The organism is Pseudomonas promysalinigenes (assembly GCF_014269025.2).
GTDB lineage: Bacteria > Pseudomonadota > Gammaproteobacteria > Pseudomonadales > Pseudomonadaceae > Aquipseudomonas > Aquipseudomonas promysalinigenes.
Genome location: NZ_CP077094.1, coordinates 1680870 through 1703527 on the forward strand (window position 1 = coordinate 1680870; position 22658 = coordinate 1703527).

Here is a 22658-nt window from a genome sequence, read left to right on the forward strand (position 1 = left end):
AGTTCAATGCATCGCCAGGATGCGCAGGCCCAGTTTTTGTTGACCATCGGCCTGATCGGCGATCCAGACCACTTCGGTGCTGGCGTGCAGGCCCTTGAGTGCCGCGTGCTCGGAGTCGATACGCACCTCCAGTTGGTCGCCAACCCTGAAGTGCTGCGCCGCCTGCACCTGCATGCCGCTGCTGGAAAGGTCCAGGCACAGTGCGGCAATGACCTGTCCTTCGTGCAGAAGGCTCACCTCGGTATCGATCCGCATGCGGATGAAATCGCGTTTCTCGCTATGGCTGGAGGGCGTCTGGGGCATGCTGCATCCTTCCCAACAGGTTGTACGAATGAGCTTTCTTATAACTCTCGGTGATTTGCCCTGTAAAGAGCGGCCAACTCGACCGACGTACGCTTGAAACGCCTGACGGATGGGAGTACCGTCTGCGCCTGACACGGTATCTCGATTGGTTGCCTGGGCCCGGTTATTGGCCTACAACTCAAGTAGAGCGTTACCACAGAGTATTCCAGCAGTTGGGTGTCCGCTTTGCCGACACCGCTGCACCAACCCCAATCGGCGCCGTTCGCCCACATGCAGAAAATCAGTGCAACGCTGCTGATCATCGATGATGACGACGTGGTCCGTGCAAGCCTCGCCGCCTATCTGGAAGACAGCGGCTTCAGCGTCCTCCAGGCCGGGAATGGCCAGCAGGGGCTCCAGGTCTTCGAAGAACACCAGCCCGACCTCGTGATCTGCGATCTGCGCATGCCGCAGATGGGCGGGCTCGAACTGATCCGCCAGATCAGCGAGCGCGCCCCGCAATTGCCGGTGATCGTGGTGTCCGGTGCCGGCGTGATGAGTGACGCGGTCGAGGCCTTGCGCCTTGGCGCTGCCGATTACCTGATCAAACCGCTTGAAGACCTGGCAGTGCTCGAGCACTCGGTACGCCGTGCACTTGACCGTTCGCGGTTGGTGCTGGAGAACCAGCGTTACCGTGACAAGCTCGAGGCGGCCAATCGCGAACTGGAGGCCAGCCTGCACCTGCTGCAGGAAGACCAGACCGCTGGTCGCCAGGTGCAGATGAACATGCTCCCGGAGAGCCCCTGGAAGCTCGGTGAGTTCACCTTCGAGCACCAGATCATCCCATCGTTGTACCTGTCTGGTGACTTCGTCGACTATTTTCGGGTGGACGAGCGGCGGATCGTCTTCTATTTGGCCGATGTATCCGGGCACGGAGCATCGTCGGCGTTCGTGACGGTGCTGCTGAAGTTCATGACCACTCGGCTGTTGTTCGAATTCAAACGCAGCAGCAAGCTGCGTGAGTTCAAGCCGTCCGAGGTGCTCAGCCACATCAACCGTGGCCTGATCAACAGCAAGCTGGGCAAGCACGTAACCATGGTCGGTGGCGTGATCGATGAAGAAACCGGCCTACTGACCTACGCCGTGGGAGGCCACCTGCCGTTGCCGGTGTTGTATACCCCAGGCCAAGCGCGCTATCTGGAAGGCCGCGGGTTGCCGGTGGGGTTATTCGATGAAGCGAGCTACCAGGACCAGGTGATCGAACTGCCGTCGCAGTTCAGCCTGAGCCTTACGTCCGATGGCATCCTGGACCTTTTGCCAGGGCATACGCTCAAAGATAAAGAGGCGGCCTTGCCGGAGATCGTCAAGGCAGCGGGTGGTAGCCTGGATGGGCTGCGACAACGATTTGGATTGGCTACGCTTGGGGAGATGCCGGATGATATCGCCCTATTGGTGTTGAGCAGGAACCTTCAATGAGTACCGGTAGAATCCAGTTCGCCGAGCAGAGCGGTACCTTTGTACTGAAATTCGTCGGAGAAGTGCGCCTGACCCTGTGTTCGGCGCTGGATGCAACGATCGAGAAAATTTTCACTGCACTGAATTTCTCGACCATTGTCATCGACCTGACTGAAACCGAAAGTATCGACAGCACCACTTTGGGCCTGCTGGCCAAGTTGTCGATCCTGTCGCGGCAGAAGGTTGGCCTGTTGCCGACGGTGGTTACCACCAACCCGGATATTTCACGCCTGCTGCAGTCTATGGGCTTCGATCAAGTGTTCAATATCGTCGACCGCCCCATGCCCCGCCCTGAGTGCCTGACCGATCTGCCATCACAGGATCAGAACGAAGACGTGGTGCGTTCCAAAGTCCTTGAGGCGCACAAGATTCTGATGGGGCTCAACGACTCCAATCGCGAAGCTTTTCATGATTTGGTGAACGCCCTCGAGCGCACTTGAGATAGGGCCTGCCAGGCCCTGTTCGCGGCTACGCCACTGCCACAAGGCATCTGTGCGAACCGCTACCACGGGCCACTACCAGCCACCAACAGTGGGTCTACCCGCGATAACGCCGTCGAGGCCTGCACAAGTCCCCAGCCCTAGGGCGCAAATAAAACGGGCGGGAATGCTCAGCATTTCCCGCCCGGCCAGAAAGCTAGAGAAGTTTGAGGCTTATTCGGCCATCAACTTCTCGAGTTTTTCCTGATCCCGCGCAAACTGCCGGATGCCTTCGGCCAGCTTCTCGGTGGCCATGGCGTCTTCGTTCATCGCCCAGCGGAATTGGCTTTCCGTCAGCACCTGCTTGGGCTCGCCGGCATTGCCCGGCTTGAGCATTTGCGGCAGCTCACCCTCATCGCTGCTGAGCTTGTCCAGCAGCTCCGGGCTGATGGTCAGGCGGTCGCAGCCAGCCAGCTGTTCGATCTGGCCGATATTGCGGAAGCTGGCGCCCATGACCACGGTGTTATAACCATTGGCCTTGTAGTAGTTGTAGATGCGAGTGACCGACTGCACGCCAGGATCATCGGCACCAACGTACTCCTCGCCGGTGCTTTTCTTGTACCAGTCGTAGATGCGACCTACGAACGGTGAAATCAGAAACACGCCGGCATCGGCGCAGGCCTGGGCCTGGGCGAAGGAGAACAGCAGGGTCAGATTGGTCTGGATGCCTTCCTTTTCCAGCTTTTCGGCGGCGCGGATGCCTTCCCAGGTGGAGGCCAGCTTGATCAGCACGCGGTCTTTCGAAACGCCAGCAGCCTGGTATAGGTCGATCAGTTGCCGCGCTTTGTTCAGCAAGGCAGGCTCATCGAACGATAGACGTGCGTCCACCTCGGTGGAAATACGGCCCGGGATGACCTTGAGAATGCCAGAGCCCACCGCCACGGCGAATTTATCGCAGGCCAGGTCGACATTGCCCTTGGCATCGGCTTTCACCTGCTTGAGCAGCTCGGCATAGCCTGGGATGGCAGCGGCTTTAAGCAACAGCGACGGGTTGGTGGTGGCGTCGACCGGCTTGAGGCGGCTGATGGCATCCAGGTCCCCGGTATCGGCAACCACGGTGGTGAACTGCTTGAGTTGTTCCAGCTTGGAGGTCATTGGCGTGCTCTGTCCTGTGCATTTACTCGACATTACCCGAGCCCCGACGGGCGCTCAAGGGGCCAGCGGGGTAGGGCGTGATTGGCGACGGTGATGATTCGAGTCGGGCGCTGGCGTGAGGTTCCCTGGGGCTTGATCTTGCACAGGCTGTGCTCCAAAACCCCAGGGCTGGCGGCCCTAAATTAACGCGTAGGCGAGCGCGGCTCGCGATGTGCCGCGCCGGCGACGTTCGATAGCAACTACGCTGAAGACCGCGGGCCGAGGCCCCTAATCCGCCGACGCTAACCTTGCCTCTTACCGCCCTTGCATCAACTGCGCTGCTTGATCGTACACCTCCAGCGGCTGCGCCGCCTTGTGAATGTCCGCCGACAACAACTGCCGGAACCGCCGGGCTCCTGGGAACCCCTGGCCGAGCCCCAGAATATGCCGGGTAATGTGATGCATCGCGCCGCCGCTTTCCATGTGCGCCACGATGTAAGGCCGCAGCTGCTCGAGGGCCTCACTGCGCGTCACTACCGCCGCCTGGCTACCAAACAGTTGCTGGTCGACGTCGGCCAACAGGTATGGGTTGTGGTACGCCTCACGCCCCAGCATCACGCCATCGAAGGTCTCAAGGTGCGCTTGGCACTCTGCCAGGGTTTTGATACCGCCATTGAGCACGATCTCAAGGTCGGGGAAGTCTGTTTTCAACTGCGCCGCCACGTCATAGCGCAGGGGTGGAATCTCGCGGTTTTCCTTCGGCGACAGCCCCTCCAGAATCGCGATTCGCGCATGCACGGTAAAACTTCTGCAACCCGCCTCACGTACCTGGCCAACGAAGTCGCACAACTCGGCGTAGCTGTCACGGCCGTTGATACCGATACGATGTTTGACTGTCACGGGCGTGGTAACAGCGTCCCGCATGGCCTTCACGCAGTCGGCCACCAGCGCCGGGTGTGCCATCAGGCAGGCGCCGATCATGTTGTTCTGTACCCGGTCGCTTGGGCAGCCGACATTGAGGTTAACCTCGTCATAGCCAGCTTGCTCCGCCAGTTTGGCGCAGGCGGCCAGGTCGGCCGGCACGCTCCCACCTAGTTGTAGCGCCAAGGGGTGTTCGGAAGCGTCGTGACGCAGAAAGCGCTCGGCGTCGTTGTGCAACAGGGCGCCGGTGGTGACCATTTCGGTGTACAGCAGGGTGTGCTTGGAAAGTAGGCGCAGAAAGAAACGACAGTGGCGGTCGGTCCAGTCCATCATGGGTGCAACGCTGAAGCGGCGTGACGGTTCAGGCGGCATGGTTTGTGGCGTTGAAGCTGATTCTAGGGACATTCTGGTCTACGCATTATAGTGCCGTTATTGGTGGTTTTGAGCGTTTTGGCCTGGCATTGGGGGATGTATCACCGCCAGCCACGCTTGTACCACCGAATCATGGCAACGATTAGAGCAAGGAAAAAGGCCGATGGGACGCTCAGTTACACCGTCCAGATCCGCCTCAAGAAAAAGGGTGTCATAGTTTACCAAGAAGCTCAGACATTCGCCCGCAAGCAGGCCGCTCGGGCCTGGGCGAAGCGACGAGAGACCGAGCTGGCTGTTCCTGGCGGGATCGAGCGGGCCAGTCGCAAGGGGCACACGCTCAAGGAAATGATCGAGCGCCACTTGGGCGAAGCCGAGAAAGCCCGGCCGCAGGGTGAGACGAAGCGGCAAACGCTGAATGCCATCAAGAACAGCTACTTGGGCGCGGTTTGATCAGTCTTCAGCCGCCGTTCCGGCAATCGTTTCCCAGCATTTTTCTAACGGGTCTGCTTTCGGCTGCGCTCAACCTGAAACCAGGCTCGTTCGTGTTGGCATTCATTCCCCAATCCGTCGATCCAGCTCGCGGATCGGTCAGTGTGCATAGGGTGATTCACAGGGGGCTTCGGATGAGCCCCGCGTTGTCATCAAGATGCTGACGCTCTGCCAACCAGTTTCCCATGGGTGGCGAGTTCTTCAGTGATGAAGGCCGAAATCATTGCACGGTAGACATGCTCCACGACCTCAGCCGAGGCACCAGTTTCGTCAGCCATTTCTCGAACCTTCCTTATCACTTGCTCGACTCGAGCAGGCGCACGCACATCATCGGTAGTTTTCTTGAAAGCAGCCGCTTGTGTCACAAGCCGACCCCGTTTGGCGAGAAGCGAAACGAGGTTGCGGTCGATTTCATCGATCTCTTGACGGACTTCGTCCAGAGAGGTGCAAAGTACATCCATTTGCTTGCCTTCCTTTTCACGAGCCTGCGTTTGCTTAGGGCAGGCAGTAGCTGGTGGGTTGGCACTGTATTGTAGCCTCTGGTGAATATCCGCAATGAGTCGTTAGCTGCGCTCGCCAAATGCCGCTTCGGGTTGATCCTTGCGCTGAAACATGTCACGGGGAAGGTGGGTGAGGTAGTCGTTGTACACCTGGTCGAGTCCGTTGTATTGCGCTTCTTCATTAGTGCAGTGTCGATGGCTTACGCCCTCGCATGATGATGAAGCCAGTTGCTTGGCGGGCATTGGAGCATTGGTTGTGATTGCCCTAGGGCATGCGGGGGGATGGGGCGTAAGTCGATGTGTCGATCGCAGTGAATACCTCTCATGAGCTATACAAGCGTTCGGGCTCCGCGCCGGTACTCAAGGCAGGTGTTCGCCCGCAAGCAGCTAGCGCCAGCGTTGGCCAAGCGACAAGAGAATGAAATGGCCATCCTTATTGCCGGCCTCGCCCTAGCCAGCAGCGCTGTCGTGGCGACTGCCCCAACGCTGTCTATCGAAAGGCGCCCACCTTGAATTGAATAATTCCCCTATGGCCATTGACGTGAGAGAACGATCGTTCTACATTGAATCCATGAGCAGACCAACGATAGATCACAGAGCCCAGATCCTAGCCACCGCCGAGAAACTCATTTACGAAAATGGGATTCATGCCACGGGCATGGACCTCCTGGTGAAGACTTCAGGCGTATCCAGGAAGGGTATCTATAACCACTTCGCGACCAAAGATGATGTCGCAGCAGCGGCTCTTAACGCCCGCGACGTACGCTGGATGAGCTGGTTCCGGACTGAATGCGACAAAGCAGCAACGCCGTACGATCGCATCCTGAGCATGTTCACTGTCTTGAAGGGTTGGTTCGAGACGGAGGGTTTTCGCGGCTGTGCGTTCATTAATACGGCAGGTGAAGTAGGCGACCCCGATAGCCCCATTCGGCAGATCGCAAAGCTGCACAAGCAGAAGCTCTTGGACTATACCCTTGAACTTACTGAGCAATTGAACGCCGCTCAACCACTCGTGTTGGCCAGGCAGTTGTTTATCTTGATGGAAGGCGCAATCACCACGGCGCGCGTCATGGGTGATTATCACGCGGCTGATAATGCAAAGGAAGTTGCACAGATGTTGCTGAAAGAGCTTGTTCCTAAAGCTTGAGCTTCAGAGGCACTACCCACATTAATTCATCCAACTAGACTGGAGTCGCCACGATGTCCAATGCCCAAACTCGCCCGCCACTTCCTCCTTTCACTCGCGAAAAAGCGATTGAAAAAGTTCGACTTGCTGAAGATGGCTGGAACAGCCGCGACGCGGAAAAAGTCTCGCTCGCCTACACGCTGAATACCCAGTGGCGTAACCGCGCTGAGTTCGCTACCAACCGTGAAGAGGCCAAAAGTTTCCTCACCCGTAAGTGGAAAAAAGAGCTGGATTATCGCTTGATCAAAGAGCTCTGGGCTTTTACAGACAATCGGATTGCAGTCCGTTACGCGTACGAGTGGCATGATGATTCCGGTAACTGGTTCCGTTCTTACGGTAACGAGAACTGGGAATTTGAAGCGGACGGTCTGATGCATCGTCGCTTCGCCTGCATCAATGACATGCCGATCAAAGAAAGCGAGCGTAAATTCCACTGGCCACTGGGTCGCCGTCCGGATGATCACCCAGGCCTGACGGAGCTTGGCCTGTAAGTCATCGTTAACCTGATCCTTTTGCCTTCAAGGATCAGGTTTTTCGTTCAGACGCGTTACGTCACCGCCTTTGCGGTTTGTAATGCTCTTAGAACTGCCGACGTAAGGGTGGCCATTGCCCAGAGCGTCAACCTGTTCGAATGAGCGCTGATGTTCAGCTTCAATTGCGCAGCCAGCCCGCACGTATCGGCTTGGCCAACAAGCCGCGATAAAGCCGCACTACCCAGTCAGTAGTGAGCAAGCCGACCCGTCGCCAAACTGGCGAAAGCCCAGCATAGGCCAGAAGCGAAACCAGCATCGCGCCCAGCATGTCGAGCGGAAAGTGCACGCCCAGGAACACCCGTGCCCAGGCTACGCTCAGCCCAGTCAACAGGATGATCACCCCCCAGCCTGATAGGCCATCGAGCAGCAGGGTCAATCCGATGCAGGCGAACACGGTCATATGGTCGCTTGGGAACGATGAGTCCGGGGCATGCATCATCCAAGTGTGCCCCAGCCCAATCACGAACGGCCTGGGATGGGGCCAGACTGCCCAGATCAGCTGGTTGGCGAGCAATGCGATTACGGTCACCAGCGCTGCTTTGAGCATCAGCCTGCGTTCTGCTGGATTGCCCCATAACCAGAAACCCACCAGCAACAACGGAAGTAGGTAGATCAGGCCAGCGGCTATGCCAATGGCACACTGAATCAGCCAGTGCGGCGTGTCGCCGCCAGCGTTTATCAGCATGAAAAGGCTGCGATTGAGAGTTTCGAGTTCGCCCATGATTTATTTCCCGGCTGTTGGTGCAAGCGCTGATTGCTTCAAGTAAAGCGGCTGGCTTGGTTCGAGTGATCACCCAGGGATGAAGATTGTGTCATCCGCGCGCGATGGTGACTGGCATGAAAAAGGCCGATGGCGGGGTAGGTGATCTCGCCATCGGCCTTGTCGTCGCCCTGGGGGCAGCGCTACTGCTGCGTGGTGGCGGCAGTCTCCTGGGCATGGTCTGGCTTGTCCAGAGGCAACAGGTCGAACTCATGCAGCCCGCCCTTGCGGTACGGGTCGCCAATCCAGCGAGTTGCCACGGCAAACTGTGCATTGACCAGGCTCTTGGCCGGCTCGTAGTTGTCATAGCTCAGCCCCGCCAAGTCCGACAAGGTATGGATCAAGTGCGCGCTGCTGTACGACCGATTGGCCATCGCCTTCAAATCTCTTGGGTGCGCGGCTTGCCAACTGGGTGAAGTCCACAGCAGGAATGGCACCGTGTACATCGGCCGGGTCGGCGCGCCTTCGTTACGCCCAAGGCGGTCGTGGTCCCCGGAACTGTATACCTCCTCACCATGGTCGGACAGGTACATCAAGAAACCATTAGGTGTGCTGGCCGAGTACTGCTTGATCAGGCTCGATACCACGAAGTCGTTGTAGCGCACTGCATTGTCGTAGAAGTTGTAGGTTTGCACCTGATCATCCGTCAGCGCTGCCGGGGCGCCCTTGCGGTCGGTGAAGTGCTTGTAGGCGTCCGGGTAGCGATAGCGGTAGTCCATGTGGGTGCCCAGTAGGTGCACGATGATGAACTTCTTCGGGGCAGGGTCCTGCAGGGCCTTTTCGAAGGGCGGCAACACTACTTCGTCATACTGACTGGCGTTCTGGTTGCGCTGATTGTTCAAGTACGCCTGCTCGTCCGTTTGCTGTGAGAAGGTCGTGAGCATGGTGTTGCGCTTGGTCATGGTCTGCTGGTTGGTGATCCAGAAGGTTTTATAGCCTGCCTGTTTCATCAGGTTCATCAGCGACGGCTCGGTAAGGAAGCGGTCAGGATGCTGTTCGTCGCCGAAGGTGAGAATCTGCTGCATAACTTCGATGGTATAGGGCCGCGGGGTAACTACGTTCTGGAACACCGTCAGGCTCTTGTCGGAGGCAGCCAGGGCGTCCAGGTTGGGGGTGGTGTCGCGGTTGTAGCCGTACAGGTGCATGTGCTCGCGGGTGGTCGACTCACCCAGCACCAGTACCAATGTGCGTGGGGCGTCGCCGCTGGCGTCTTTGAGGTTTTGCAGCGGGGGCAGGGCGGCGTTCTGGGCCAGCAGGTTTTGCATGTTGTTCAGTTGCTGCAGGTATTGGCGGTAGCCCACCACCAATTGCCAGGGCACGGCAGGCTCCATGCGTTGCTGGACCTTCTCGGCCGCGTCGGCGAAGGTGCGCTGCTGGGTCACCAGTTGCTTGTAGAACGGCAGCACCAGGTTGACCACCAGCACCAGTACCACCGCTGGAACACGGCTGTGCAGGGGTAAGGTGACAGGGCGTATGCGTGTCCACAGCAGCACGGCCCCTGCGGTGTAGGCCAGCAGGCCTAACATCAGCGCAATGCTGAAATACTGACTGAAGTACTCGCCCGCTTCGGCGGTGTTCGATTCGAACATCACGAAGATCACGCTCTGCGAAAACTCCTGGTGGTAGATGCCGAAATAGCTCAAGCCCACCAGCGAAGCCGCCCACAGCACTATGCCGATGATCGCGGCGAGGGTTCGGGTCAGGCGCGGCAACAACAGCACAGGCACAAACCATAAGGTGCTGAGGAACAAGGCATCGCGGAAACCGGCGAAACCGGTCGTGCCACTGAAGAGCAACAGTGCCTGTGTGACGCCGGAGAAGTACCAGAAGAACAGCAGGAGCCAGCCCAGGCCGGCCCAGTCCACGCGTTTGGACGCGGATGGAGATGCGGTGTTTGCCACGTGTGCCTCGTAGAACCATGGCGGCAGCTTGAGAGGGGCTGCCGGGAAGGCTGAGACGCTAGAGGGCGGGCCGTGAAAATTGCGTTAACGAATAATCGAAAAAATCTTAACAAATCATTGCGCTAGGTTTGGCCAAGCGGCTGCGGTCGCTAAAAAACCGATTTATCAGCCTTGCCGCGTTGATTGCCCCAGCCCTTTACCGGCCAGCAAGGGCTAGGTCGGTTTCAGAATACGCTTGGTCGTTCGTGCGCAAACCCCTGGCGCCATAAGTGCCATGCTTAGGGATGCCCATGAGCCCAGTGCGCGCAGACGCACGGCCATCGGCAAGGAGGCTCCCGTGCCCACGCCACCGTGTCGTGGCCGGTGTGCCGCAGCAGAACACGCTGGACACCTGCCCTCCACAACAATTCAGGCGGGGTCCGTGATGCCGAGGTCCGCTGTATGCCTGATCAATTGCTTCCCCTGCCGGTAATCCAGAACATCCTCGACCGCGACAAGGACACCCCCGGTGCACTGTTGCCGATCCTGCACGCCATCCAACAAGCCTTGGGGTTCATCCCAGAGGCCGCCATCGATGAAATTGCCCATGCCCTGAACCTGAGCCTGGCCGAGGTGCGCGGGGTGATCTCGTTCTATCACGACTTTCGCACCACGCCGCCTGCACGTCACACCTTGCGCCTATGCCGCGCCGAGTCATGCCAAAGCCGTGGTAGCGAAGCGCTGGCTGCGCAACTGCGAGATCAGTTGGGGCTGGATGACCATGGTACCAGTGCCGATGGGGCGATAAGCCTGCGCCCGGTGTATTGCCTGGGTGCCTGCGCTTGTTCGCCGGCACTGGAGCTCGACGGCCAGGTGCATGCGCGGCTCACTCCCGATCGCCTGCGGGCGCTGGTCGATGGTTGCCTGGAGGGCGAAACATGCTGAAGTTGTGTATCCCCTGTGATTCGGTGGCGCGCGCGGTCGGTGCCGATCAGGTTGCTGCGGCCATCGAGGCAGAAGCCGCGCGCCGCCAGTTGCCGGTCCAGATCCTGCGCACCAGTTCACGCGGCCTGTACTGGCTGGAGCCGCTGGTAGAGTGTGAAAGCCCACAAGGGCGCCTAGGCTTCGGCCCGGTCAGCCTGGCCGACGTGCCGTCGTTGCTCGAAGCGCTGGTCGGGGAGGCTGAGGGCCACCCGTTAGCGCTGGGCCTGGTCGAAGACATCGCTTACCTGAAAACCCAACAGCGCTTGTTGTTCGCGCGTGCGGGCATCACCCGCCCGCTGTCGCTGGACGACTACCGTGCCCATGGTGGTTTCAAAGGCCTGGAAAACGCGGTGGCGCTCGATGGCGCCGCCGTGGTGGCAGCTGTGCTCGATTCTGGGCTGCGCGGGCGCGGGGGGGCGGCGTTCCCGGCTGGCATCAAATGGCGCACCGTGCGCGACGCTAGGGCAGGGCAGAAGTACGTGGTGTGCAACGCCGATGAAGGCGATTCTGGCACCTTTGCCGACCGGATGCTGATGGAGGGGGACCCCTTCCTACTCATCGAAGGCATGATCATCGCAGGCCTCGCTGTTGGGGCCGACCAAGGCTACATCTATGTGCGCTCGGAATACCCAGACGCCATCCGGGTGCTCAATCAGGCCCTGGCCATTGCCCGTGACGCCGGTTACCTGGGCAGCGATGTGGCTGGCAGCGGCCAGGCCTTCGACCTGCAGGTACGGGTCGGTGCTGGTGCCTATATCTGCGGCGAAGAAACGGCGCTGCTCGAATCGATCGAAGGCAAGCGTGGCATCGTGCGTGCCAAACCGCCGCTGCCTGCTCTGGAAGGGTTGTTTGGCTTGCCGACCCTGGTCCACAACGTGCTTACCCTGGCCTCGGTGCCGACCATCCTGGCCGAGGGCGCAGCATTCTACCGAGATTTCGGCATGGGCCGCTCCCTGGGGACCATGCCCTTCCAGTTGGCCGGCAATATCCGTCACGGTGGGCTGGTGGAACGGGCCTTTGGCCTGACCCTGCGCGAGTTGGTCGAAGGCTATGGTGGCGGTACCGCCAGCGGTCGGCCGCTCAAGGCCGCCCAGGTCGGCGGGCCGCTTGGCGCTTGGGTGCCGCCTGGGCATTTCGATACTCCGCTCGATTACGAGGCGTTTGCCGCCATGGGGGCGATGCTTGGCCACGGCGGCGTAGTGGTGGCCGACGACACCCTGAACATGGCCAGCATGGCACGCTTTGCTTTGCAGTTCTGCGCCGAGGAATCATGTGGCAAGTGCACGCCATGCCGAATCGGCTCCACCCGGGGCATGGAAGTCGTCGACCGGCTGATCGCCAGCGACGATCTGACCGAGCGCCATGACCATGCCCTGCTGCTGCGGGACTTGTGCGACACCCTGCAGTACGGCTCGCTGTGCGCCATGGGCGGCATGACCGCCTACCCAGTGGCCAGCGCGCTGAAGTATTTCCCCGCCGATTTCGGGCTGACCACCACGGAGGCCGCGCAATGATCAATCATTTCGACCCGCAAACCGATCTGGGTACCCCGGCTCGCGACAGCGACGTGCAGGTAAGCCTGAACATCGACGGGCGCAACATCTGCGTACCGGCCGGCACCTCAGTGATGCGCGCCGCCGCCATGCTTGGCACCAGCATTCCCAAACTGTGCGCCACCGACAGCCTCGAGGCCTTCGGCTCGTGCCGTATGTGCATGGTGGAAATCGAAGGCATGCGTGGCTACCCGGCCTCGTGCACCACTCCGGTTACCGAAGGCATGGTGGTGCGCACGCAAACTTCACGCCTGGCCGACCTGCGGCGCAACGTGATGGAACTGTACATCTCCGACCACCCGTTGGACTGCCTGACCTGCTCAGCCAACGGCAACTGTGAACTGCAGAGCGTCGCCGGGCAGGTTGGCCTGCGCGAGGTGCGCTATGGCTATGACGGTGAAAACCACCTGGCGGACAAAAAAGACACTTCCAACCCGTATTTCGACTACGAGCCGAGCAAGTGCATCGTCTGCAGCCGCTGCGTGCGTGCCTGCGAAGACATCCAGGGTACCTTCGCCCTGACCATCACTGGGCGTGGTTTCCAATCGCGCGTGGCGGCAGCCGGTGGCGACAACTTCCTGAACTCTGAATGCGTATCGTGCGGAGCCTGCGTGCAGGCCTGCCCAACGGCAACGCTTACTGAGAAGACCTTGGTGCAGCTTGGCCAGCCGGAGCGTGCAGTGGTCACTACCTGCGCGTATTGCGGCGTTGGCTGCTCGTTGCGAGCCGAAATGAAGGGCGACCAACTGGTGCGCATGGTCCCAGACAAGAACGGCGGCGCCAACCATGGCCACGCTTGTGTCAAGGGCCGTTTCGCCTGGGGCTACGCTACCCACCCAGACCGCATCACCAAACCGATGATCCGCAAGCGCTTGCAAGACCCGTGGCAGGAGGTGAGCTGGGAAGAAGCGGTGGCATACGCCGCCAGCGAGTTGCGCCGCATCCAGCTCAAGTATGGGCGCGATTCCATCGGTGGCATCACCTCCAGCCGCTGCACCAATGAAGAAGCCTACCTAGTGCAGAAGCTGGTACGTACCGCCTTCGGCAACAACAACGTCGACACCTGCGCCCGGGTTTGCCATTCGCCAACCGGCTACGGCCTGAAGCAGACCCTAGGCGAGTCGGCGGGTACCCAAAGCTTCGACTCGGTGATGAAAGCCGACGTCATCCTGGTGATTGGCGCAAACCCCACCGATGCCCACCCGGTATTCGGGTCGCAGCTCAAGCGTCGCCTGCGCCAGGGGGCGCGGCTGATCGTCATCGACCCGCGGCGTATCGACCTGGTCGACTCGCCCCACGCCCGTGCCGAGCTGCACCTGCAACTGCGCCCGGGCACTAACGTGGCCATGCTCAACGCCCTGGCTCATGTGATAGTCACCGAGGGCTTGTTGGCGCAGCAGTTCATCGATTCGCGCTGTGAGACCGAGGACTTCGCCCGCTGGCGCGATTTCGTCAGCCTCCCAGAAAATGCTCCAGAGGCCCTTGCGGCTGTGTGCGGCGTGCCTGCCGAGCAGATCCGCACCGCTGCACGGTTGTATGCCACTGGCGGCAATGCCGCGATCTACTACGGTTTGGGTGTGACCGAGCACAGCCAAGGCAGTACGGCGGTGATGGGCATCGCCAACCTGGCCATGGCCACCGGCAACATTGGCCGGGAAGGCGTAGGTGTAAACCCTCTGCGCGGGCAGAACAACGTGCAGGGCTCCTGCGACATGGGGTCATTCCCCCACGAGCTGCCCGGTTATCGGCATATCTCCAACGAAGGTGTGCGCGCCCAGTTCGAGCAGGCTTGGGGCGTGACCCTGCAACCTGACCCGGGCTTGCGTATCCCCAATATGTTCGAAGCGGCGCTGGACGGCAGTTTCAAGGCGTTGTACTGCCAAGGCGAAGACATCGCCCAAAGCGACCCCAACACCCAACATGTGACCGCTGCCTTGATGGCGATGGAATGCGTAGTGGTGCAGGACATCTTCCTCAACGAGACGGCCAAGTTCGCCCACGTGTTCCTGCCGGGCAGCTCATTTCTGGAGAAGGACGGTACGTTCACTAACGCCGAGCGCCGCATCTCGCGCGTACGCAAGGTGATGGAGCCGCTGGCAGGCAAGGCTGACTGGCAGGCCACGGTGGCGCTGGCCAATGCCTTGGGCTACCCGATGAACTACCGCCACCCGGCCGAGATCATGGACGAGATCGCCCGCCTGACTCCAAGCTTCCACCGCGTGAGCTATGCCGAGCTCGATCGACACGGCAGCCTGCAATGGCCGTGCAACGAAACCGCCCCCGATGGTACTCCGACCATGCACATCGACCAGTTCGTGCGCGGCAAGGGGCGCTTCATGTTGACCGGTTATGTGCCCACCGACGAGAAGGTCAACAACCGCTTCCCGCTGTTGCTGACAACCGGGCGGATCCTCAGCCAATACAATGTCGGCGCGCAGACGAGACGTACCGCTAACACCGCCTGGCATGACGCCGACCGGCTGGAAATACACCCCAGCGACGCCGAAAGCCGGGGTATCCAGGAGGGCGACTGGGTCGGTATCGGCAGCCGTGCGGGGCAGACCGTACTGCGTGCCAGGGTCAGCGCAAGAGTGGCACCTGGGGTGGTGTACACCACCTTCCACTTCCCTGAGTCTGGCGCCAATGTGATCACCACCGACAATTCCGACTGGGCCACCAACTGCCCGGAATACAAGGTCACGGCGGTGCAAGTGAGCAAAGTGTTCCACCCCTCAGAGTGGCAGAAGCGGTACCAGGACTTCAGCGACGAGCAGCGGCGCCTGCTCAAGGAACGCCGTAGTGCGGAAAAAGCCGAGGTACGCCGATGAGCAGTGAAAACCTGGTCAAGATGGCCAACCAGATCGCCCACTACTTCGACAGCGAGCCGAACCGGGCTCTGGCGGTGCAAGGTGTGAGGCAGCATATCCAGAACTTCTGGACACCAGCGATGCGCCGGCAGCTCACCCAATGGATCACTGACCACGGCCATGACGGTTTGGATGCCAAGGTGGTGGAGGCGTTGGGCTAGCACCTGCCTGATTGATGGCTTTCACGGGTGAAGCCGCTCCGGCGGGGGCACGCCCTGGTTGGCGCGGGTTCACCCGCGAGGGCGCCGATGTAGCAACATGAAATGTCCGTCATGTATGCAGGGCGAAACCCGCCGCGATGCTAACCTCGCGGCATCACTCGTCATGGATAATGGCTATGGACATGAACTGGCACCAGGCCCTGCAAGCGAGCCTGAGCTGGCTTGCAATCGCCTCGTTCATCACCCTCATCGGTTTTCTTGCCGCCGCCACCCTGGCGGTGCGCTACACGCGCTGGGGCAGCCAGTTCTGGCAGTTGTCAGGGCCATATTTCACGTTCCGGCGCAGTTGGCGCCCGCTGCTGGTGTTCGGCCTGCTGCTGGTGTTGACGCTGTTCTCGGTTCGCCTGAACGTGCTGTTCTCGTTCTGGTACAACGGCTTCTACAGCGCCTTGCAGGCACTGGACAAGAAGGCATTCTGGTACCTGCTGGGGGTGTTTGCGGTATTGGCCACCATCCACGTGCTGCGCTCGCTGTTCACGTTCTACGTCACCCAGGCCTTCAGTATTCAGTGGCGAATCTGGCTGACAGAGCGCTTGACCGGTGACTGGATGAAAGGCGATGCCTACTACCGGGGCCGCTTCCTGCCTGAGCCGGTGGACAACCCTGACCAGCGTATCGAACTGGACGTCAACGCGTTCGTCGGCAATTCGGTATCCCTGGCTTTGGGGGCTGTCAGTGCATTGGTGTCGCTGGTGGCTTTCACCGGCATTCTTTGGGGGCTGTCGGCGCCGTTGACGATTGCTGGGTACGAGATCCCTCGGGCGATGGTGTTTGCCGTCTATGTGTACGTGCTGATCGCCACGTGGATTGCCTTTCGCCTCGGCAAGCCGCTGATTCGCCTGAATTTCCTCAACGAAAAGCTCACCGCCAACTTTCGCTACGCGTTGATGCGCTTGCGCGAGAATGCCGAGAACATCGCTTTTTACCAAGGCGCGTCGGTTGAGCGGGCGACGTTGCTGGGCCGCTTTGGTGCATTGATCGCCAACGTCTGGGCGCTGGTATTCCGGAACCTGAAGTTCAGCGGCTTCAACCTTGGGGTCAGCCAGATGGCGGTGGTGTTCCCCTTCATCCTGCAAGCGCCGCGTTTCTTCAGTGGGGCGATCAAGCTGGGCGATGTGATGCAAACCTCCAAGGCATTTGGCGAAGTGCAGGATGCGTTATCGTTCTTCCGTGAGTCATACGACACATTCGCCCAATACCGTGCCACCCTTGATCGTTTGACCGGTTTCCTTGATGCCAACGACCAGGCTGCCGCGCTGCCAAGCGTGACGACCCAAGACCAGGCGCGGGCGCTGGACATCACTGGCCTGCAAGTAATGCGTCCGGACGGCCATGCGCTGATCGCCGACCTCAACCTGCGCCTGCACAGTGGTCAGGCGCTGCTGATCAAAGGGCCGTCGGGCAGCGGCAAGACTACCTTGCTGCGCGCTTTGGCAGGCCTTTGGCCCTATGCCGAAGGCCAAGTGCGGCGCCCGTTGGGCACTCAAGCGCTGTTCCTGTCGCAGCGGCCTTATCTGCCCTTGGGCGACCTGCGTGCCGCAATCGCTTACCCGGCCGACATTCAGCCCGGTGATGAGGTGCGGATGCAGGAGGCCTTGCACAAGGTCAATTTGGCACACCTTGCCGAGCGCCTGGCGGTGAGTGCGGACTGGTCGAACATTCTGTCGGTCGGTGAGCAGCAGCGTCTGGCATTTGCACGAGTGTTGTTCAACCGGCCGCAGGTGGTGTTCCTCGACGAATCCACTTCGGCGATGGATGAGGGGCTGGAACATGCGATGTATACGCTGTTGCGCCAGCAGATGCCCGAAACCTTGCTGGTGAGTGTCGGACATCGCAGCACGCTGGCCGATTTCCATACCCACCGGCTGGAAGTGGACGGGCAGGACGGTTGGTCGTTGCGCCAGCAAGAGGTTTTGGCCTGACTCTGCGCAGGCCTCTTTAACCTACGCGAGCGTGTTCATTTAAGCTTGGCCCTCAGGCTGGCCGCCCGAGCATTCATTGAGAACGTTGCGCTGTTCCAGCCAGGCCTGGAAACAGCTGAACGTGTCGATAGCGGCCTGTACGGTGGTGGCTTGAGCACCTGATGCCTTGCCAAGCCGGTCGAGGAAGCTTCGCCAATAGCTACCGGTGAGCTCGCCGTACACGTCGAGAAAGGCCCCGCCCCCCTCTTGGCCGATGCCCAGGCGCTCGGCCATCGCTCGCTTGAGCACTTGCCCGCCCAGGGTCGAGCCTTCCACCACGTACATCACACCCAGCACGCAGGCCTCGTCCGCGGCTGAGGGCAGGGCTTGGCACAGGGGCAGGGCGTCGATATCGGCGTCGCTCAGGCCCAATGCCCTCAAATCGCGAGCCAGGATGTGTGCTTTGCGCCGTTCCGGCTCCTGATAAACACCCAGTAGATGTTCCAGTGGGGCATGAAAACCGTAGTAGGCCTGCAGTAGGCGACGGTAGGCGGCCTCATCGAACCGGGGGCTGAAAAACGGTAGGCGCGCCTCCAGCGCCTTGTGACAATCGCGGGTGCTTTCGCGCAAAGCGAGGAGCATGGGGCTTGGGGGATTGGCGGGCATCGATCTCGCTCTGGTGGCATTCAGCCGAAATAGGAGTGACGATGCTAACCTGATGTTCCGCGTGGGCGCGACGTTGTAGCGGTAAAAATGTCCCCGGCGTGTTAAATCAGTCGGCCCGACTTACAAAGAAGAATGCCCTGGTGAGAGCCGTACGTTTGACCTTGGTTTGCCATGCCCTGACCCAGGCCCAGAAGCAGGGGTACTTGGCGCAGCCCAACGACTGCATTGTGCCTGTGTCGGGCGATCCGCTGGCGTTGCCACAGGGTACACAACTGCTTGCCGCACCGGAGCGGCGCACGGTGCAGACCGCGACCTGGCTGGGTGAAAGCGTGCACATCGAGCCCGCGTTGGCTGATGGTGCACTGGGCCACTGGCAGGGTTTGCCGCTCAAGCAAGTGCAGGCCGAGCAGCCGGAGGCACTGGCGCAGTGGCTTGCGGACCCATTATGTGCTCCCCCTCACGGGGAGCCGTTCGTCCAGGTGTGCGAACGAGTGGGGGCCTGGTTGAGCGCCTTCGACAGGCCCGGTGATTGGTGGGCGGTGACTCACCCTTGGGTTATTCGCGCAGCATTGGTCAGCGTACTAGAGTGCCCCATGGTCAGCGCGCAGCATATCGATGTAATGCCTCTGTCGCAGCTTGCGCTCAGCCGCGCTGGGCGATGGCGCTTGCGGCTGGGCTAAGCAAGCGCCGGCTGCGGGTCAGAAGGCCAATTTGTAGCCAATCAGCAGCAACATGGTCGCCAGGCAAGGGCGCAGCACACGGTCAGAAATACGCCCGGTGAGGTGGCTACCCAGGTAGATGCCCGGCAGCGAGCCCAGCAGCAGGTAACCCAGTAGCGACCAGTCCATGTTGCCCATGCCGGCGTGGCCAATACCGGCAACCAGGGTCAGGGGCACGGCGTGGGCGATTTCGGTGCCTACCAGCCGACGCGTGGCAAGAAACGGGTACAGCAGGAACAGCGCCACGGTGCCCAAAGCGCCAGCGCCGATCGAGGTGAGTGTGACCATGATGCCCAGCACCACACCGGTGATTACGGTAAGGGTGTTCAGGCTGCGGTCGCTGAGGTGATAGTGATCGCCGGCGTGCCGGCTGGCGAAAGCCTGCAGGCGCGACTTGAACAGGATGGCCAGGGCGGTGAGGATCAACACAATCGCCAGGCCCTGCTTGATGATCGCATTCAGCGCCGTGGTATCGGTATGCAGGGTGCTGAGAAACCACAGCGTCAGGGCCGCTGCCGGTACGCTGCCCAAGCTGAGCAGGCCGGTGATCTTCCAGTCGATGTTCTTGTTACGGGCGTGAACCCAGATACCACCACCCTTGGTGATGGCGGCGTATAGCAGGTCGGTGCCTACGGCAGTGGCCGGGTTGATGCCGAACCACAGCAGGATCGGGGTCATCAACGATCCGCCGCCAACCCCAGTCATGCCTACGATGAAACCCACAACCAGTCCGGCAATGGTGAAACCAAAAGATCCTACATCCATACGCTACTCGACTGCCCAGCTTTGCCCGTTATCGGATGGGTGCCAGCATATAGGGAGTTTTTTATAGCCAAATAGACTTGTTCGTTATTAGGTTATAACCATGGGCGGTATTCGAAAGGTTGGTTGCAGGTTTAACGGCCATGCGTGCACCTTCTACCGAGCGCCGCAACCATAGCGCTCGATAGGGTTCTTTGAATGACCGTTTGCAGGCCTCAGATGCGGAAGCTGCCCACCAAATGCTTCAAGCGCCCGGCCTGCTGAGCCAGCGCGTCGCAATGCTGCAGGGTCTGGTTGAGGTTTTCCACCCCCTGTTGATTCAGCGCGTTGATTTGTGTGATGTCCAGGTTGAGGCTCTCGACCACTGCTGTCTGCTCCTCGGTAGCGGTTGCGACCGACTGGTTCATGCCGTCGATTTCGCCGATACGCTGGGTGACGCTGGCCAGGCGCTCGCCGGCTTGGTTGGCCACCTGCACGGTTTGCTCGCTGGAGACCTGGCTAGTGTTCATGGTATGCACCGCTTCGCGCGAGCCCACTTGCAGGCTGGTGATCATGCGGTGGATCTCTTCGGCTGACTCCTGGGTGCGGTGTGCCAGGTTGCGCACCTCATCCGCGACCACGGCAAAACCACGCCCCGCTTCACCTGCACGAGCCGCCTCGATGGCCGCGTTGAGCGCCAGCAGGTTGGTCTGTTGGGAGATGCCCTTGATCACGTCGAGAATCTTGCCAATCTCGTCGGTGCTGGCGTTGAGGGTTTCTATTTGTTCACACGACTCGCTGATACGTTGCGACAGCGCAGTCATGGCGCCGATCGCCTGCTCGACCACTTCGCGGCCACCGTGGGCCTGCTCGCTGGCACCGCTGGCGTGTTGCGAGGCATCGGCCGCATTGCGCGCGATCTCCTGAGTGGCGGCCCCCAATTGATTGATTGCCGCGGCCACGCTGTTGGTGCGCATGCTTTGCTCTTCGGAACCGATGATCGAGGCATTGGAGGCATTGACCACTTTTTCCGACAGGTCGTGGACCAGCCTAGTGGCTGACGACACCTCGCTGATCGACGCGTGAATGCGTTCGACGAAGCGGTTGAACGAGCTGGCCAGTTCACCGAATTCGTCCTGGTGCTGTACGTCCAGGCGGCGGGTCAGGTCGCCTTCACCTTCGGCGATGTCTCGCATGGCGCGGCCCATGGTAGTCAGTGGGCGCATCAGCACTGGAATCAGCAGGCCCAGCAGCACGGCGATCGCCACCACGGCGATGAGCATGGCGATGATCGCCGAGGTGCGGAACTGGGTCAGTGCCGCATAGGCCTTGTCCTTGTCGATCGACAGGCCGATGTACCACTGTGCAGAGGGCAGGCCGGCGACCGGGGCGAACGAAATCAGCCGCTGCTCACCGTTGAGGGTGACGTCCTGCATGCCCGGCGCTACGCGCAAGCCGCTGCCGGGGTATATGTCCTTGAGGTTCTTCATCACCTGGTCTTTGTCTGGGCTGACGATGACCTGGCCACTGCTGTCGGCCAAGAAGGCATGACCAATGCCCCCGAAGTCGACCGAGTTGATGATCTGTACCAGGGTGTCGAGGGTCAGGTCGCCGCCGACCACGCCGATCAAATCGCCGTTCTGCCTGCTTTTCACTGGCACTGCGATGGTCACCATCAGGCCACCGACTGCGCCCTGGTAGGGCGGGGTAAGCAGCGTTTGACCGGCGCTGGCCGCGCTGGTGTACCACGGCCGCTGGCGTGGGTCGTAACCGGCTGGCATCTGGGTGTCAGGGCGCTGGGTGAAAACGCCGTTGGCCTGGCCCAAATAGGTGAAAAGGAAGTTCCGCGTGTAGGAGGGCTGCTCGATCAACCCACCCAGGGTAGCGCCTGCCCCTTGTTCGGCAATGTCCTGAGCCAGGTTTTCCAGCACCAGAATGCGCCCGCTCATCCAGTTCTGAACGCTGCTGGCGGTCAAGGCACCGGCCTGTTGCACGGAAGACTCGATGTTCTGGCGCAGGCTATTGCGTTGCAGGTAGTCGTTGTAGAGGGTGAACAACGCAAAGGCCAGCACCACGACACCGCAGGCGCTGAGCAGAATTTTGTGGCGAAATTTCAGGTTCATGTTTCGAGACCTTGAGCCAGGGAGGGATGAGCGCCGCGCGCTTGTGGCGCGATGGCAAAACCTTACCTCAGAACTATCGGCGTGGCCGGTAAAAGGTTGAAACAACTACCTATTTTATTCCGTGCAGGTCGACAGACGGTGTTCGGGCGGGTCTCGGGAAAGTCGGGGGCTAGGGGCGCGGGAGGGGCTGCATTGCAGCCCCTGGGATTGGTCAGTCGAAGTCCAGCTTGTGTTCCAGGCGGTCGAGGTGTTCATGCATCAAGGCAAGGGCGGCCTCGGCGTCACCGGCCTCCACGGCATCGATGATCGCCGCGTGTTCCTCCCAGGCACAGTGCTCGCAACACGGCGATTCATAGCGGGCGATGATCAATGAGGTCATCGGCACCAAACCGTTGAGAAAACGTGCCAACGGTGCGTTGGCTGCAACCTGGGCCAGTTTGAGGTGAAACTCGCCACCCAGGCGGATGGCGGCGCAGCGCTCACCATGTTCATGGTGCTGGCGCTCGCGCTCCACCAGTTGACGCAACTGGCGGATCTGCGTGGGCTTGGCGCGCTGCGCCGCCAGGCTGATCAGGGTGGTTTCGGCCAGGCGCCGGGCGCTGAGCACCTGGCGGGCCTGCTCGGGGTCGGGGGCGGCCAGGTGTGCAGTGTGGCTTGGGCGCTGCACCACCACCTGCTGATCGCAAAGGCGCCCTAGCACCCGGCGGATTACGGTGCGGCTGACCCCGAAAGCATTACCCAGTGCCTGCTCTGGAAGCAGGCTACCCGGCGGCAGGCGCTGTTCAAGGATGGCATCGAACAGGCGCGGGTAGATCTGCTCGGCCGAAAGGCGCGTTTCGCCGACGGCGAGCAGGGCAGGCAGTTGGGGGGCGGCTTGGGCACAGGCGGTCAT

Annotated in this window: 20 protein-coding genes and 3 pseudogenes; 12 read left to right on the plus strand and 11 right to left on the minus strand. The window is 60.6% G+C overall.

All coding sequences use genetic code 11. The features are described from left to right. Nucleotides 1-3: 3 nt before the first annotated feature. The gene (locus HU725_RS07760; protein WP_060476676.1) at nt 4-303 is read right to left on the minus strand and encodes a PilZ domain-containing protein; all 300 of its coding nucleotides are present in this window, start codon (nt 301-303) and stop codon (nt 4-6) included. Between the two features lie 270 nt (nt 304-573). Here HU725_RS07760 and rssB point away from each other — a divergent pair, with 270 nt between their 5' ends. Both rssB and rssC read left to right on the plus strand, forming a co-directional pair. Beyond that, entirely contained in the window at nt 574-1758 is a 1185-nt protein-coding gene (gene rssB / locus HU725_RS07765; RefSeq protein ID WP_186476903.1) for a two-component system response regulator RssB, read from the plus strand. Continuing rightward, nucleotides 1755-2237 carry an anti-sigma factor antagonist RssC gene (rssC, locus tag HU725_RS07770; protein ID WP_060476677.1) on the plus strand — a complete coding sequence of 161 codons (483 nt, stop codon included), beginning with the start codon at nt 1755-1757 and terminating at the stop codon, nt 2235-2237. Before rssB ends, rssC begins: the two co-directional genes overlap by 4 nt. 213 nt (nt 2238-2450) lie before the next feature. On the opposite strand, the gene tal is transcribed toward rssC, so the two are convergent. Both tal and dusA read right to left on the minus strand, forming a co-directional pair. After that, nucleotides 2451-3371: a transaldolase gene (gene tal, locus HU725_RS07775; RefSeq protein WP_060476678.1), complete on the minus strand. Its 921-nt coding sequence runs from the start codon at nt 3369-3371 to the stop codon at nt 2451-2453. A gap of 294 nt (nt 3372-3665) precedes the next feature. Next, nucleotides 3666-4643: a tRNA dihydrouridine(20/20a) synthase DusA gene (gene dusA, locus HU725_RS07780; protein ID WP_186476748.1), complete on the minus strand. Its 978-nt coding sequence runs from the start codon at nt 4641-4643 to the stop codon at nt 3666-3668. Between the two features lie 132 nt (nt 4644-4775). On the opposite strand from dusA, the pseudogene HU725_RS07785 reads away from it, so the two are divergent. Continuing rightward, a pseudogene (locus HU725_RS07785) lies at nt 4776-5084 on the plus strand (site-specific integrase); the annotation flags it as partial. Further along, nucleotides 5075-5254, plus strand: a pseudogene (locus HU725_RS22880) (LysE family translocator); the annotation flags it as partial. The pseudogenes HU725_RS07785 and HU725_RS22880, both read left to right, overlap by 10 nt. Nucleotides 5255-5284: 30 nt before the next feature. Here HU725_RS22880 and HU725_RS07790 read toward each other — a convergent pair. Then, entirely contained in the window at nt 5285-5593 is a 309-nt protein-coding gene (locus tag HU725_RS07790) for a chorismate mutase (protein WP_060476742.1), read from the minus strand. A gap of 610 nt (nt 5594-6203) precedes the next feature. Between HU725_RS07790 and HU725_RS07795 the strand changes: the two genes are divergently transcribed. Next, on the plus strand, nt 6204-6779 hold the full coding sequence (locus HU725_RS07795) for a TetR/AcrR family transcriptional regulator (RefSeq protein ID WP_186476904.1): 576 nt from the start codon (nt 6204-6206) through the stop codon (nt 6777-6779). A 53-nt stretch (nt 6780-6832) separates the two neighbouring features. Beyond that, nucleotides 6833-7309 carry a nuclear transport factor 2 family protein gene (locus HU725_RS07800; protein WP_186476749.1) on the plus strand — a complete coding sequence of 159 codons (477 nt, stop codon included), beginning with the start codon at nt 6833-6835 and terminating at the stop codon, nt 7307-7309. Between the two features lie 160 nt (nt 7310-7469). Here HU725_RS07800 and HU725_RS07805 read toward each other — a convergent pair whose 3' ends face one another. Both HU725_RS07805 and HU725_RS07810 read right to left on the minus strand, forming a co-directional pair. Then, nucleotides 7470-8072, minus strand: coding sequence for a phosphatase PAP2 family protein (locus HU725_RS07805; RefSeq protein WP_060476744.1), 603 nt, complete (start codon nt 8070-8072; stop codon nt 7470-7472). 182 nt (nt 8073-8254) lie between these two features. Further along, nucleotides 8255-10012 carry a phosphoethanolamine transferase CptA gene (locus tag HU725_RS07810; RefSeq protein WP_186476750.1) on the minus strand — a complete coding sequence of 586 codons (1758 nt, stop codon included), beginning with the start codon at nt 10010-10012 and terminating at the stop codon, nt 8255-8257. Between the two features lie 441 nt (nt 10013-10453). Here HU725_RS07810 and HU725_RS07815 point away from each other — a divergent pair, with 441 nt between their 5' ends. From HU725_RS07815 to HU725_RS07835, 5 genes are all read left to right on the plus strand, one after another. Next, the gene (locus HU725_RS07815; protein ID WP_186476751.1) at nt 10454-10936 is read left to right on the plus strand and encodes a formate dehydrogenase subunit gamma; all 483 of its coding nucleotides are present in this window, start codon (nt 10454-10456) and stop codon (nt 10934-10936) included. Further along, on the plus strand, nt 10930-12489 hold the full coding sequence (locus HU725_RS07820) for a formate dehydrogenase beta subunit (protein WP_186476752.1): 1560 nt from the start codon (nt 10930-10932) through the stop codon (nt 12487-12489). Before HU725_RS07815 ends, HU725_RS07820 begins: the two co-directional genes overlap by 7 nt. Continuing rightward, nucleotides 12486-15356, plus strand: coding sequence for a formate dehydrogenase subunit alpha (fdhF, locus tag HU725_RS07825; protein ID WP_186476753.1), 2871 nt, complete (start codon nt 12486-12488; stop codon nt 15354-15356). The genes HU725_RS07820 and fdhF overlap by 4 nt, the downstream gene beginning before the upstream one ends. Continuing rightward, nucleotides 15353-15556 carry a formate dehydrogenase subunit delta gene (locus HU725_RS07830; RefSeq protein WP_186476754.1) on the plus strand — a complete coding sequence of 68 codons (204 nt, stop codon included), beginning with the start codon at nt 15353-15355 and terminating at the stop codon, nt 15554-15556. The genes fdhF and HU725_RS07830 overlap by 4 nt, the downstream gene beginning before the upstream one ends. Nucleotides 15557-15732: 176 nt before the next feature. Then, on the plus strand, nt 15733-17538 hold the full coding sequence (locus HU725_RS07835; protein WP_186476755.1) for an ABC transporter ATP-binding protein/permease: 1806 nt from the start codon (nt 15733-15735) through the stop codon (nt 17536-17538). 39 nt (nt 17539-17577) lie between these two features. Here HU725_RS07835 and HU725_RS07840 read toward each other — a convergent pair whose 3' ends face one another. Continuing rightward, complete coding sequence (locus tag HU725_RS07840; protein ID WP_186476756.1) at nt 17578-18183, minus strand: biliverdin-producing heme oxygenase; 606 nt, start codon at nt 18181-18183, stop codon at nt 17578-17580. 140 nt (nt 18184-18323) lie between these two features. On the opposite strand from HU725_RS07840, the gene HU725_RS07845 reads away from it, so the two are divergent. Next, nucleotides 18324-18863: a histidine phosphatase family protein gene (locus tag HU725_RS07845; RefSeq protein WP_186476757.1), complete on the plus strand. Its 540-nt coding sequence runs from the start codon at nt 18324-18326 to the stop codon at nt 18861-18863. Between the two features lie 18 nt (nt 18864-18881). Here the strand turns inward: HU725_RS07845 and HU725_RS07850 are convergent, their stop codons facing one another. The 4 genes and pseudogenes from HU725_RS07850 to HU725_RS07860 all read right to left on the minus strand — a co-directional run bounded on the left by HU725_RS07850 (nt 18882) and on the right by HU725_RS07860 (nt 22658). Then, nucleotides 18882-19667 (minus strand): sulfite exporter TauE/SafE family protein, encoded by a 786-nt coding sequence (locus HU725_RS07850; protein WP_060476753.1) that lies wholly within the window; start codon nt 19665-19667, stop codon nt 18882-18884. Between the two features lie 212 nt (nt 19668-19879). Beyond that, nucleotides 19880-20620, minus strand: a complete 741-nt coding sequence (locus tag HU725_RS23105; protein WP_371326754.1) for a methyl-accepting chemotaxis protein — start codon at nt 20618-20620, stop codon at nt 19880-19882. A 114-nt stretch (nt 20621-20734) separates the two neighbouring features. Then, nucleotides 20735-21766: pseudogene (locus HU725_RS23110) on the minus strand (HAMP domain-containing protein); the annotation flags it as partial. 211 nt (nt 21767-21977) lie between these two features. Beyond that, nucleotides 21978-22658: a GntR family transcriptional regulator gene (locus HU725_RS07860; protein ID WP_186476759.1), complete on the minus strand. Its 681-nt coding sequence runs from the start codon at nt 22656-22658 to the stop codon at nt 21978-21980.

What these genes read in the sequence shown, in the direction of transcription:
- HU725_RS07760 (WP_060476676.1), bottom strand. Translation starts at nt 303, where the DNA reads ATGCCCCAGACGCCCTCCAGCCATAGCGAGAAACGCGATTTCATCCGC.
- rssB (WP_186476903.1), top strand. Translation starts at nt 574, where the DNA reads ATGCAGAAAATCAGTGCAACGCTGCTGATCATCGATGATGACGACGTG.
- rssC (WP_060476677.1), top strand. Translation starts at nt 1,755, where the DNA reads ATGAGTACCGGTAGAATCCAGTTCGCCGAGCAGAGCGGTACCTTTGTA.
- tal (WP_060476678.1), bottom strand. Translation starts at nt 3,371, where the DNA reads ATGACCTCCAAGCTGGAACAACTCAAGCAGTTCACCACCGTGGTTGCC.
- dusA (WP_186476748.1), bottom strand. Translation starts at nt 4,643, where the DNA reads ATGCCGCCTGAACCGTCACGCCGCTTCAGCGTTGCACCCATGATGGAC.
- HU725_RS07790 (WP_060476742.1), bottom strand. Translation starts at nt 5,593, where the DNA reads ATGGATGTACTTTGCACCTCTCTGGACGAAGTCCGTCAAGAGATCGAT.
- HU725_RS07795 (WP_186476904.1), top strand. Translation starts at nt 6,204, where the DNA reads ATGAGCAGACCAACGATAGATCACAGAGCCCAGATCCTAGCCACCGCC.
- HU725_RS07800 (WP_186476749.1), top strand. Translation starts at nt 6,833, where the DNA reads ATGTCCAATGCCCAAACTCGCCCGCCACTTCCTCCTTTCACTCGCGAA.
- HU725_RS07805 (WP_060476744.1), bottom strand. Translation starts at nt 8,072, where the DNA reads ATGGGCGAACTCGAAACTCTCAATCGCAGCCTTTTCATGCTGATAAAC.
- HU725_RS07815 (WP_186476751.1), top strand. Translation starts at nt 10,454, where the DNA reads ATGCCTGATCAATTGCTTCCCCTGCCGGTAATCCAGAACATCCTCGAC.
- HU725_RS07820 (WP_186476752.1), top strand. Translation starts at nt 10,930, where the DNA reads ATGCTGAAGTTGTGTATCCCCTGTGATTCGGTGGCGCGCGCGGTCGGT.
- fdhF (WP_186476753.1), top strand. Translation starts at nt 12,486, where the DNA reads ATGATCAATCATTTCGACCCGCAAACCGATCTGGGTACCCCGGCTCGC.
- HU725_RS07830 (WP_186476754.1), top strand. Translation starts at nt 15,353, where the DNA reads ATGAGCAGTGAAAACCTGGTCAAGATGGCCAACCAGATCGCCCACTAC.
- HU725_RS07835 (WP_186476755.1), top strand. Translation starts at nt 15,733, where the DNA reads ATGGACATGAACTGGCACCAGGCCCTGCAAGCGAGCCTGAGCTGGCTT.
- HU725_RS07840 (WP_186476756.1), bottom strand. Translation starts at nt 18,183, where the DNA reads ATGCCCGCCAATCCCCCAAGCCCCATGCTCCTCGCTTTGCGCGAAAGC.
- HU725_RS07850 (WP_060476753.1), bottom strand. Translation starts at nt 19,667, where the DNA reads ATGGATGTAGGATCTTTTGGTTTCACCATTGCCGGACTGGTTGTGGGT.
- HU725_RS23105 (WP_371326754.1), bottom strand. Translation starts at nt 20,620, where the DNA reads ATGCGCACCAACAGCGTGGCCGCGGCAATCAATCAATTGGGGGCCGCC.
- HU725_RS07860 (WP_186476759.1), bottom strand. Translation starts at nt 22,658, where the DNA reads ATGACCGCCTGTGCCCAAGCCGCCCCCCAACTGCCTGCCCTGCTCGCC.